At 65.8% G+C, this 12000-nt stretch carries 9 protein-coding genes and 1 pseudogene; 3 read left to right on the top strand and 7 right to left on the bottom strand.

What is annotated here, in order from left to right; all coding sequences use genetic code 11:
* The 4 genes from ACIBKX_RS37215 to ACIBKX_RS37200 all read right to left on the bottom strand — a co-directional run bounded on the left by ACIBKX_RS37215 (window position 1) and on the right by ACIBKX_RS37200 (window position 4423).
* On the bottom strand, window positions 1–1350 hold the full coding sequence (locus ACIBKX_RS37215) for an O-antigen ligase family protein (RefSeq protein ID WP_363275695.1): 1350 nt from the start codon (window positions 1348–1350) through the stop codon (window positions 1–3).
* A gap of 203 nt (window positions 1351–1553) precedes the next feature.
* A complete protein-coding gene (locus ACIBKX_RS37210) occupies window positions 1554–2075 on the bottom strand; it encodes a BPTI/Kunitz domain-containing protein (protein ID WP_363275694.1) in 522 nt (173 codons plus the stop codon).
* Window positions 2068–3903: a DUF4012 domain-containing protein gene (locus tag ACIBKX_RS37205; RefSeq protein WP_363275693.1), complete on the bottom strand. Its 1836-nt coding sequence runs from the start codon at window positions 3901–3903 to the stop codon at window positions 2068–2070. The genes ACIBKX_RS37210 and ACIBKX_RS37205 overlap by 8 nt, the downstream gene beginning before the upstream one ends.
* 16 nt (window positions 3904–3919) lie before the next feature.
* Entirely contained in the window at window positions 3920–4423 is a 504-nt protein-coding gene (locus ACIBKX_RS37200; RefSeq protein WP_363275732.1) for an LPXTG cell wall anchor domain-containing protein, read from the bottom strand.
* A 272-nt stretch (window positions 4424–4695) separates the two neighbouring features.
* On the opposite strand from ACIBKX_RS37200, the gene ACIBKX_RS37195 reads away from it, so the two are divergent.
* Window positions 4696–6204, top strand: coding sequence for a polysaccharide biosynthesis tyrosine autokinase (locus ACIBKX_RS37195; protein ID WP_363275692.1), 1509 nt, complete (start codon window positions 4696–4698; stop codon window positions 6202–6204).
* Window positions 6205–6359: 155 nt separating this feature from the next.
* Here the strand turns inward: ACIBKX_RS37195 and ACIBKX_RS37190 are convergent, their stop codons facing one another.
* From ACIBKX_RS37190 to ACIBKX_RS37180, 3 genes are all read right to left on the bottom strand, one after another.
* Window positions 6360–7607 carry a hypothetical protein gene (locus ACIBKX_RS37190; protein WP_363275691.1) on the bottom strand — a complete coding sequence of 416 codons (1248 nt, stop codon included), beginning with the start codon at window positions 7605–7607 and terminating at the stop codon, window positions 6360–6362.
* Window positions 7608–7773: 166 nt separating this feature from the next.
* Window positions 7774–8709 (bottom strand): DUF11 domain-containing protein, encoded by a 936-nt coding sequence (locus ACIBKX_RS37185; RefSeq protein ID WP_363275690.1) that lies wholly within the window; start codon window positions 8707–8709, stop codon window positions 7774–7776.
* 1574 nt (window positions 8710–10283) lie between these two features.
* Window positions 10284–10604 carry a hypothetical protein gene (locus ACIBKX_RS37180; protein WP_363275689.1) on the bottom strand — a complete coding sequence of 107 codons (321 nt, stop codon included), beginning with the start codon at window positions 10602–10604 and terminating at the stop codon, window positions 10284–10286.
* A 264-nt stretch (window positions 10605–10868) separates the two neighbouring features.
* Between ACIBKX_RS37180 and ACIBKX_RS37175 the strand changes: the two genes are divergently transcribed.
* Window positions 10869–11189 (top strand): hypothetical protein, encoded by a 321-nt coding sequence (locus tag ACIBKX_RS37175; RefSeq protein WP_363275688.1) that lies wholly within the window; start codon window positions 10869–10871, stop codon window positions 11187–11189.
* Window positions 11190–11315: 126 nt separating this feature from the next.
* Window positions 11316–11764 (top strand): annotated as a pseudogene (locus tag ACIBKX_RS37170) (LysR family transcriptional regulator); the annotation flags it as partial.
* Between the last annotated feature and the right edge of the window lie 236 nt (window positions 11765–12000).

Genomic DNA, 12000 nt, shown 5'->3' with positions numbered 1-12000 from the left:
TCAGGACAAGCAGGCGGCGCGTTGATCGGTGTGGCACCGCGCACCGCGTGGATGGTTCTTCTTCGTACGGGTCGGAGGGCGCGGCCGGCGTCGGCCGGACGCGGGTGGAGCGGGGCTCCCGCTGTCAGAGGTACGGGCGAGCAGGCAGCCCAGCGCCATCCAGAACGCGATGGTCACCACGAGGTTCGACAGCGTGTTGGCGAACACGAGCGCCCCCGCGTAGGCCACGACAACGGCCCGCAGTACGGCCTCGTATCCCGAACAGCGGCGTGCCAGGCCCCGCCACATCAGGGCCACGAACAGCACGAGGGCCAGGGCGCCGGCCTCCGCGGCGAGCCGCAGGTAGTCGTTGTGGGTGTTGATGGAGACGTGGAGGTCGGCAGCGGACGCGGCGAAGTCGGGGAACCTCGCGTAACCGATCCCGCGCAGTGGGTTCTCGAAGGCCACGCGCGCCGCCAGGAGCGCTGCCTGCGTCCGGACCTCGCTGTTGGCGGCCAGTTCCGTGCTGCTCCTGTCGCCGGTCAGCCCGTTCTGGGAGTTCAGGGTGCCGGGGAGCACCAGGACGGCGACGAGGCCCGCAAATACCAGCAGTACTTTCTGGCGTGCCGGCCGACCGGCGAGGAACAGACAGGCGAGGCCTGCGAGGACCGCCAGGAACGCGCCACGTGAGCGCGTTTCGAAGACGGCCGCGGCGCAGACCAGAGCGGGCAGCAGCCACATCCAGTTCCTGCTCGCCTTGGCGATACCCACGGCCGCGACCGTGGCGAGGGCGAGAAGGACACCCACGTAGTTCGGGTTCAGGCCCAGTCCGAACAGGCGGCCCTGAGCGTGATCACCGCACATGAGCAGGTACGCCGCTGTGCCTGATCCGCAACAGGCGGTCAGTTGCGCGACGCGGCGAGGGTCCGGTGCGGCCACCAGGCAGGCGGCCAGCACGGCGAGCCCCGCCAGCAGGTAGCGCAGATCGTTCCACGCGCCGTCGGTCGCTGCTGCCCCTGCCATCCGAGGCAGCACGCAACTCACCAGCAGTACGACGGCCAGGAGCACGATCAGAGCCACGTCGATGCCCGGCCGGAAGCCCTTCACCGCGGCGTGGAAGCCGACGAGAGTCACGGCGGCGATCACCACCGCGAAGACCGCCATGCCGCCGAAACCCGCTGCGGCGACCAGGGGCAGGGCGCACAGCAGCGCCAGGAGCGGGAGTTGGGGACGCAGCCCGACCAGGAGAAGGGAGCACACGGCGACGGGCGCCCATTCCGGCGCCTGTTCCCGTGCCAGGAGAAAGCACGCCAGCGCGGACCCGGCCACGAGAAGGGCGCCCCAACCGACGGCTGCGGTAACCCGGTTCACTGCTCGCTGTCCTTGTAACGGGGCTCGCTGTCCCCGTAACGGGCTGTCGCTCACTTCTTCCGCTCTCCCTGGCAGAAGCCCAAAAACACCTATGTGGGCCCCTATATGTGCAATGTCGCCTATCATGCCCGAGGAGTGTGCCGGCCAGTTCCAGCCGTGCCGGGCACTGATCCGAATGGCTCTGCTTGCGCGGATGGCCCGCGTCAGCTGATGCGCGTGCCCATGTTCCCATCGGCCTTGCCGGGGGCGCCGATACCCGTTGGGCAGTGCATTTCGCACTGCTCCTTCGTGGCGAAGTTGTTGGCGTTTCCTCCGCAGCCGCCATAGATGAACGGTTCGCATTCACCGGTCGCGGGGTTGTAGTACCAGCGCAGGAGAGTGTTACTGCAGGGGCCCGGGTCGGGGGGAAGCGTGCATGTGTCGTCTTGGGCCTTGCATGGCATGGCCGTGGCGGCCGTGGCGGCCGTGGCGGCCGCGGTCGCTGTCGGGGCAAGGGTGAGTGCGGGTGCGCCGATCATTGCGAGCAGCATGACGGCGGTGCCGAGGGCTTTATGTAATCTCATGGCGGGAGAAGTCCCCACGGTCAGGCCGAGGGGAACTGCCAGGAGCGTGAATTCACTCGCATGGCGACCGACGCCCGGGGCTGCCCGCCCCGCTTCGACGCTGAGGGCTGCCCGCCCCGTTTCGACGCTGAGGGCCGGGCGCGTCGCGTCCCGGTCAGCCACCGCAGGCAGGGTAGGGCTCAACGCGGGTGTGCAGCGGGGTGACCAGCGGCTGGCGCAACAGCACCGGGGGCCGGTCGCTGATCGGCTCAAGGAGGTGGAGCGTCACCGTGCGGCTGCGCTGCGCGGGCAGCTCCACGTCCAGCGTGTGGACGCCATGACCGCGTTCGACGCCGCTGGACACCAGCGCACGACGGCCGTCCAGGGTCGCACCGGTCAACTCGGCGCCCGAGCTGGCGTAGTAGGAGACGAGCAGCCGGTTGTCACCCGGCTTGGTGCGGTAGTGCGGCTTGTCCACGCGCTGGGTGACATAGGGAGGGAGGCCTGATGCGGGAGCCCGGTTGGTGAGGGTGATCCGCGCGGCGACCTGTCGGCCCTCGGAGGTGCAGCGGCCCGGAATCCAGTGCAGTTTCCGGTCGAGGTAGTAGTCGAGCTTTCCGCCTGCGGCATTGTTGACGATCAGTCCGGCGAAAGGTCCTGGTTCCGCGGGCAGGGCACCGGCCAACGGCCGGGTCTGCAGCAGGCGTTGCTCCCGAGGCTGCGCGCTCCAGACCTGAAGGCGTCCCTCACCCGCGACGTCGTATGCGGCCCTGAACAACCCCGGCAGCCACTGAGGGGCGTCGTCCATGGCGCCGACGAGCCTCGTGGAGGTGGCGCGCGCCACCTCAAGGAAGTACGCCTTGCGCTCCCGGCTGTCGGAGAAGCGGGCGTAACCGGTGCGCTCGGCCAGGTCCAGTACGTTGCCCGCGGTGACCGTCGTTCCGTCGTGCAGCCGGGCCGGTCCCGTCGCCCGGAGAAGCCGCGACAGTGTGCTGGGATCGAGAGCGATCGCGCCGTCCAACCGCTGTCCGCTGTGTTTACGCCAGGCCGCAGCCCAGATACGGGCCGCATGGGGGAAATGAGGACTGACGTTGGAGTTGGCCCAGGTGCCGGTGGGGTCCATGGCGCGGTACCGCGCGCGGTACTCGGCCCCCAGGTCGAGCGTAGGACGCACATTTTCCAGCACGGTGTCGGTGCCGAAGGTCTCGAACTTCAGCTTTCCCTGATGGGCCCTCAGCACGGCGAAGGCGCCGGGCAGCCCTCCCGTACCCCGGGATTCGGCCGTGTTCTGGATCACGAGGAGGTACCGTCGCGGACCGTGTGCTCCGAGCATGGGCGGAACGACGCGGGCCGCCACCGCGGCCTCGGACGTGTGGGGTGCCATCTGGTCAAGTTGGGAGACCAGTTGGGCCCGCGCGTGATCGACGGCCGGCAGCCAGGGCGTACGGGGCAGGGCGGCGGCCATGGCGCGGGATTCGGCAGTGGCCCGAGCCGCCTGCTCGAGGGCAGGGGCGCTGCTCTCGAGCGAGGACAGCAGCACCGGAAGGCCGCCGTGCCGTGCCTTGCCGCCCAACTGGGACGCCATGTGCACCATCGGAGGCAGCACATCGTGGACCAACCGGTCGGCGGCATCCGCCGCACCGCGGACCGTGCTGACCGGCCGACCCAGGAACGGCACGTGTGAGGCCGCGTACCAGGCAGGTCCGGTGGTGAGCCGATGTGCCCGGTCGGCATGAGCGGCCGCGGACCGCAGCTTCGCCTCTTGGCCGCCCGGAGTGGCCTTGGCCGAGGCATCCGCGACGGATTGCCGGACGGCACCCAGCTGTCGCTGGGCCGCCAGCAACTCGGTGCGGGCGAGCATTCCGGTGACGAGGATCCAACCGGTGCCCGCCAGGCACAGCACGGCAGCGGCCGCCAGCAGGTATCTGACGCGACGCCGTGAAGGCGTGCGCAGGGAGGGGTGCGTTCCTTCCGGCCGCCACAGGCGGCACCGCAGTTGTCTCAGTCGCACGACGAGGCCTCGACGCTCAGCGGCGCTTCAGGCGCCGGGCTGCCAAGACCGCGCCGCCGCCGACCAGCACCAGTACACCCGCTCCGCCCAGCAGGGCGGTGCTGTCGTCCTCACCGGTGTTGGCGAGATTCGGCCGGTCCTTGTGCACGGTGATCCAGACCGAGACGGTGTGCTCCGGGGCCACGGCCGTGAGCCGGAATTCGTGCCTCCCCGGAGGGATGTGCTTGGGGATGGTGACGGTGTCCACCACACGGCCGTTGATGTCGGCGATGTGCTGACCCAGCACCACCTTGCGGGAGAAGAGCGCCGATTCGATCTCATCGACCGATTCGAAACCCGCCCCTTCGAAAGTGATCGGGTCTCCTGGTTCGACGACGGTATCGCTGAGGCCGAGAGTCTCATCCGTCGGCGGATACGGTGCGGCATAGGCGGTCGGTACCCCGACCAGTGGTGTGGCTGTCAGGACAGCGGATGTCGCCCCGACGGCGAGGGCGGCACGCCATCTCGATAAGGCCGTCATCGCATTCACGCTCCTCAGATATGAGATCAGGCCGACGGCATGGTGCGACCCGCGCCTGTGGATGTGCACATACATAGCTGTCGGCAAGGCTTGATAACCGTTGTGGCGTAACAAGCCTCCAAGTGGCGCATGCGAATCACCGGACTGGCGTCAGAAGGACCGAGCACAGAGGTCGAGGTTGCGCAATTCGACGACTTTAGAGCAGTACGCTCCCTTTGTCTCTTGAAGAACCACGCATCCCTTGCTGACCGCCTCAAAGGGGACGGAATATCTTGGATCTGCCCAACTACCTCCGGATCCTCGGCCGCCGCTGGCGCGCCCTCGTGGTCTTAGGCCTGCTGGGAACGGCGATCGGAGCGCTCGCCGCCCAGGTCGCCACGCCGCAGTACCGGGCTACGTCAACACTCTTCGTGTCGCTTCAGGACTGGGACGACACGGTCAAACTCAACCAGGGCAACACCTTCGCCCAGGCACGCGTCCTCTCCTACGCGAAAGTGGTGGTGAGCCCGAAGGTGACCGAGCCGGTCGTGCGGGACCTGCGCCTGAAGATGACGCCCGGTCAACTCGCCCAGAAGATCACCACTGAGGTGCCGCTCGACACCGTTCTGCTCAACATCACCGTCACGGACACCACGCCGTCCGAGGCAGCTCGCCTCAGCAATGCCGTCGCCGAACGTTTCGCGCACGTCATCGCCGACATCGAACGGCCCGTGAACGCTCGTACCTCACCCGTGCGGTTGAGCATCACCGAGCCTGCGGCCAAGCCCTCCGAACCCTCCTCGCCGAACGTCGCGGTCGATGTCGCACTGGGACTCGCGGGCGGACTCGTACTGGCAGCTGCCTTCGTGTTCGTACGGGAGTCCCTGGACACCTCGGTGCGCTCGCGCGGCGCTCTCACGCAGTGTCTGGTCCAAGCCGGCGGGCCGCCTGTTCTGGGAAGCGTCACCCATGACGCGCGCACGCCCGACTGCCCGTTGGCCACCCGCGACGACACGGCCGGCCGACGCGCGGAGGACTTCCGACGGCTGCGCACCGGCCTGCAGTTCGTGGACATCGACGACCCGCCCAAGATCATCGCGGTCACCAGTGCCCTGCACGGAGAGGGCAAGACCAGCATCGCGGTCAACCTGGCCGCCACGCTCGCCGAGGCCGGTTCCTCCGTGTGCCTGGTGGACGCCGACCTGCGTCGGCCCACTGTGGCGCGCACTCTCGGCCTGGATCAGCATCCCGGACTCACCACGGTGATGACCGGCCAGGCACAGCCCGAGCAGGTGCTGCAGTCGGCGCACTCCTTCGCGGTGCTCACCAGCGGGGCCATTCCCACCAACCCCGCGGAGATGCTCGGCTCTGAGCGGTTCCGGGCGGTGCTCCGCGCGCTCGCGGAAAAGTTCGACCATGTGGTCGTCGACACCGCATCGGTGCTTCCGGTGACGGACACACCCTCGATCGCCCCGGCGGTGGACGGCTACCTGCTGGTGACGCGTTGCGCGAAGACCAGCCGCCACCAGGTCGCCGACGCCGTTCACACCCTGCGGGGCGTCGAAGCCACGATGCTCGGCGGCATCCTCAACATGACGCCGACAAAGGGCGACGGAGATCACCACGCGTACGAGTACGTGGATCACACGGCGACCGCGCCACCGAGCCGGACCCGGCTCTGGACCCGCCGGAAGCCCGCGCCGACCGGCGGACTGCCGACACCCGCCAGGCCGCCCGCGCCCTTGCACCACGCGCCCGCTTCCACGGGGGCCGGCGGATCAACCGGCGGCAGCCCCCGCTGACGGCAGCCCAGGGCGAACCCCCTCGTTGAACGGCCTCGTGGGCTGTGCGGGAAGGGTTCGCTCCGGCAGACCACCACGTTCAGCGTGCAGTGATGCGGTCCAAGGCTGCCGCCCGGACCGTCCAGGTCCTGACAATGACTCAGTGGGATGCGAAATCAGCAGCGTGGGTGCGACCATCCGCCGCCCATGCAGGCAGCCATGGCCTGCCAGCCGTACCACCATTCGTTTGAGCCAGGCTTATCGGAGGGGCACATCATCCAGTTGTAGACCCAGGGGGCTTTGGCCTCGTCGACGTGCATGATCAACGTGTCTTGGAACACGAAGAGCCAGGCTCCCCTCCCTTTGTAGCCCATCCCGCTCCCGGGCGTCACTCGGCATAGTGCCTTCATGAGCCTGTTCTGCTGGATATAGCGGGAAAGCTTCTCATCCGAGAGACCGTCCCATATGTTGGAGATGGGTCCAGGGCATGTAAGTCCAGGGACCTGAAACCCGGGAATGTGCACGAAATCCATGTCATCCTGTGGACGGAGAGTTGCCATTCTATTGTTTCCTGCGATCAGCGTGAGGATGCCATCTTCATTGATCGTGGCACAGGAGATTCCGTATTCCCAATGACGCTTCTCCTCCTCGCCGTATTCCAAGTCCATGATTCTCCTCAGGCCGCGGAAGGTCCTCAGGAAATCTTCAGGTCCATTGATGATTTCGGTTCTTTGCGGGTTCACGCGTGCCGCATACCGGCCGTTGAATACCCACCAAGTGCCGTCCCTGGGGTCGCGAGCGCACGTATCCAGCGTATCCTTGAATTCTGCGCGCCCCTGGAGGGCAGGAAACCCGTACCAGCTGCTATTTACATTCTCAGGAATGATCTGGAAGGTGTTTCCATCGGGTGGCGTCGAGAATAGAAATGTCGGGGAACCGTAACTCAAGTTGACGTTGTCAGCGGTAAAGAACCATTCATTTCCTTGTATGTTGATGGAATTGACGGTAAACCCTTGGTAATCGTTCTGTCGGGGCGGAGGGTTCCATCCGTCGGGAGGCGTGTAGTCCGGGTCCGGCAGTGCCCCAACGGGCGGTAGAGGGATAACACCGTATACCTTGACCTGCCCGTTCGGGGATTGCTGTGACATTGCCTGTATCACGATCAATTCGGAGGTGCAGTAAGCCTCCAAGAGAATGGCCATCGGTTCGAGTGCTTCGAACGCGTCAGTGGCAATTTTCAAGGTCCGGCTAAAAAGCTCTTTCGCCGACTTGAGATAGCCGACCGCTGTTTTGTCCATATGGAGGACGTAGTTAAAGCCATTCACTTCGGCGACAATGTGATTTCCGCCAGAATATGCTCGAGAGGGTGGAGTGAGGGACTCGCCACTCTTGCTCCTGGCAGGCAGGTCATCGTGGTCCAACATGCTGTCTCCTTAAGTGCACAGCTCTCGTAGGTGAATAGAAATGGATAACCCAGGTGCAGCCACACGAGAGCACGTAGACGCCCAACTCTCTTGTAGTGCCGCCTACGTCAACTGCCCTCGCAGACAAGTGCCCCAGCTTCCAGCGGCTCCGCCCCGCGCCGACTGCCTACCCAGGCACCTCCTGCGAACCTTCCGCCTCCCACTTGCTCCTTATACGGCGCGCCGCCACCACAAGCGAGAAGCCGAGCAGGACAAGAACGCCAGAGATGATCAGCATGATGAACGTGGGGCCAGGGCCGGTAGCAGGCATGGGACCTCGCGGTGGGTGAGTGGGGGCCGGTACAGGGGTCTCAGCGACACGTACGCGTGAGGTTGCTGTGTTGTTGTTGGTGTGGGGGTCGTTGGTGGTGGAGTTGGCGGTTGCGGTGTTGGTCAGCTTGCCGGTGGCGGTGGGGGTGAGAACTCCTGTGATGTGTAAGGAGACTTTGTCGCCGGCGGGGAGGGTGCCGAGGGTGCATGTCACGCGTCTGCCCTCTGTCGTGCAGGGGGCGCCGTCTTTGATGTGTCCGGTGGGGTCGGTTACGGCGTTGGGCAGGGTGTCGGTGAGGGTGACGTCGGTGGCGGGGGAGGGCCCGTGGTTCTCGACTTCGATGTTCCAGGTGATTTGGGCGCCTGGTGTCGCTGTGCCTTCCACTGCCTTGGTCACCGCCACATCAGCGGACTGGGCAACGGGCTGCAGCCAGACGCGTGAGGTTGCTGTGTTGTTGTTGGTGTGGGGGTCGTTGGTGGTGGAGTTGGCGGTTGCGGTGTTGGTCAGCTTGCCGGTGGCGGTGGGGGTGAGAACTCCTGTGATGTGTAAGGAGACTTTGTCGCCGGCGGGGAGGGTGCCGAGGGTGCATGTCACGCGTCTGCCCTCTGTCGTGCAGGGGGCGCCGTCTTTGATGTGTCCGGTGGGGTCGGTTACGGCGTTGGGCAGGGTGTCGGTGAGGGTGACGTCGGTGGCGGGGGAGGGCCCGTGGTTCTCGACTTCGATGTTCCAGGTGATCGGGGCACCTGGTGCCGCTGTGCCCTCCACCGCCTTGACCACCGCCACGTCGGCCACGTCGGCAGAAGCGCTCCACTCGATGACGACGGACCCGTCTGCGCCTCGCCCTCGATCCCGTACGCCGCCCTCGCCACCCCCTCCTGCGGAACTCGTTCCCGTAGCTCCTTGCTGGACGTTGACGAACCCCGAGCCGCCGCCCCCTCCCGCGTCCCCGTGAGGAGTTCCGCATCCGGCGCCCCCGCCCCCGTACCATCCGCCCCCTCCGCCGCCCCCTGAGTCAAAGACCGCCTGGGAACCTCCGCTGCCACCCACGTACTGTGAGGCGGGAGTTGGCGATGTCGAGCAATGATCTGAGCTGCCGGCCGCTCCACCAGCGGCCTGGGTTCCTTCTTGCCCGGACTCGCTCATGGTGCCGCTCGTCCCGTACGGGCCACCACCCATGCCCGGGGCTGACTCCTTCTCGCCCGACGAGGCTCCCGCACCTCCACCTCCGCCCGCGATGAGGAGGGGGGAATGGCCGTAAGGCCCGCCCCAAATAGCGCTCATCCCGCCGCCCGCGCCCCCGTCGCGCGCCCCTCCTCGGCCACCTGCTCCTCCTCCCCCGTACGTGGCCGCTCCCCCCATGGCCGTGCCTCCCTCCCCTACGGTCACGGTGAGCACCTGTCCAGGAGTGACTGAGAGGTCTGCGATGGATGTGCCACCGGCGCCGCCGCGCATGGACAAGCGATCTGAACCGCCCCCTCCACCGGCGCCCTTCACGGTGGCATGCACCTGCGTCACTTCGGTGGGGACTCGGAAGGTCTGGTCCGTGCCGGTGCCGGAGTAGCGCATGCAGTGATTGAAGCCCGCGCTTGGAGCACAGGATGGCGCCAAGGCCGAACGGCGATCAGGCATAGCGGTCGCGTGCGGTACAAGTGCCGATGAAGTCTCAAGCAGCCATAACGCAATGGAAAGACACAGTAACAGCGCTCCATGTCGCCAGCACATGCAGATGACTCCAAGCAGGTAATGGGGTACATGTGCCGCTGAGATCGCTCAAGAAAGCGGAGAGAAAATCAGGGTGCGATCGCAGGAAGATGCAGCAATCGATGGATTTCATGATGTTGCGGCAGCCCCGTCGCTGCCGCAACATCATGCGTGAGAAGACTTAATGGGCCGCTTAAGGAGTGACGGCCGTAAATCTGACGCTACCGAATGCCTGGACATTCGGGGTGCTCTGGTTGGGGGACAGGGTACCAAGCGGCTCCCCTGCGCAGCCCGGAAGAGAGTACAGAGTAACTTCGCTGTTCGTCTTGTTCTCGACGAGCGCGCCCACCGTCTCCGACATACCCGTGGTCTGGTGACAGGTGTTGTCGGCAGGGTTGGAGATTTTCACCGGCAATTTAGTATACGCGTGCGTGTAATGGAAAGTTCCAGTTGCCGCATGAGCATTGATCGGTGAGGCAACGCCCAGCAGGACGGCCACACCTGTGGCAGCTAAGGTAAATCGCAATCTCATTGCTTTCCCATCCGTAGGAATTTTGATTAACGGGCATGCGATGGCATGTCAGATCTTCGGGATCCGCAGTGCCGCACTCAATGCCTGAGCCTGAGACAGTTCAGGGTGGTAGGCATCGAGAGATTGGGTTCGATCATGACGTGGGCGTAAAGATGATGCTATGGAACCCGGGAACCAGATCGGTCGTGTATCCCGGTGGCAGTGTTCCGAATGGCTCGCCGCCGCAATGATGGTCCGGGTAAAAGGTGACGTCACGCGAAGTCGCGTTGGTGACCGTCCCCTTCGCTGTCGCGGTGATGCAATTCGAATGCCCAGGATCCGGGAGGCTGACGAGTAGATCGGTATAGGCGTGTCGATAATAGAAAAATCCGGAAGAGGCAAAGGCTTCCGATGGGGTCACCAGGGCTAATAACACCCCACTGACGGCAGCAATAGGCAGCAATGCTCTGCGCATGCGGTCTCCTTCCGGACAGACCGTAACACCATGAGTAGAGAAGGTTGTGGCGGGTTGCTGCCTCGTGTCGCCGTTTAGGGTGTCCATATCGAAGACGCATGGCGGCGACAGCGCGACGGCCGTTTCTCCTTTCGAGCACACGCCAGGATGCGCAGCTGCTGCTCGCCGAGCGGATCGCGTGTGACCGAGCGCTTCAGTTGGCCATTGAGCATTTCAGTCGGCCACACTGAGCCCGTAGTTGGACACGCCGCTGAAAGGAAACGGATGACGAAGCACTGGGCGGCACCGCTACTGGTCAATGTGCTGCTCGGGCTCCCGGGTGTGGTGCCGATCTGGCTGGTCTGGTACCTCATGTCGAACTGGCCACTCGCCGATCTCGGCTTGACCGTACGGGAGCCGACGGAGAACGACGGCATGCTGGTCTGGCTGCCGATCGGCGTACCCGTCGTCGTGCTCTACGCCTCACTCTGGTGGCTGGCCAGTAGACCGCTCAGGCGCAGGTCGGAGCTTGCTCCGCGTACGTACTGGTGCCTCAGCGTGCTGGCTCCGTTCATTCCGACAGCCGCCCTCTTCGCCAACACGTAGCAGTGGCTCGGGCCACGGTAGGCGGGCGTCCGGAAGACGGGTGCATGTTCGGCAGTCCCTGCCTGTTCCGTCGCTCAGCCGTTCCATCCACGGCGCCATGCCCGATCGTGACGCCGGGGAGAACCGTCACCGCAGGCAGTCTCCAAGCACCTTGCCGCCCTGGAAAGGGCCCTCGGGCCCGGGTCTTCGTCCGGGATGCGCACGGCGTGCGATTCATCATCGACGGGCAGGCGTTCCTGCCTCACGCCCGCGAGTTGCTCCAAGCCGCCGAGCGGGCCGTCGCCTCGGTGCGACCGGGCAGCAGGGCCTTGCGCGTCGACGTGATCGCGCGGCGTCTCTCCTTGGCGGGCCTGCTGCGCGGCTTCCACCAGGTCCACCCCGACGCCGAGCTGGACGTCGTGACGTTATTCGACTCCGACACCGCCATCATTCGACTCCGACACCGCCATCGCCGCCGTTCGGGACGGAGCCATGGACGCGACATTTCGCTACGACGAGCCGGCGGACGCCTCGGCCTTGTCGTCGACATGGTCGGCCAGAACTTCGGAATCGAGCCGCTGTTCGACACCATCGCCGATGAAGCCGCTCCTGTCGGCGCCGCGCTGCGGCCTGTTGTCAGTGCCCCATGACACCCTGGCTAGGCCCGGCGGCGCCCATCCCCTCGAAGCCGATGCTGTCGTCGGGCATCACTGCCCGCGCGCGGTGGTGGAGCCTACGGTGGAGTCAGCGCTGAAGTCCCCCGGATATCCGGTGGGCGAGAGGCAGGCGGAGGCCACGATGAGCGGCTTGACTGGAGCAACGACGCCATCTC

Source organism: Streptomyces sp. NPDC050658 (assembly GCF_044457025.1).
Classification (GTDB): domain Bacteria; phylum Actinomycetota; class Actinomycetes; order Streptomycetales; family Streptomycetaceae; genus Streptomyces.
The sequence above is the reverse complement of the archived record's forward strand: the minus strand, read 5'-3'. Positions and strand labels throughout refer to the sequence as shown.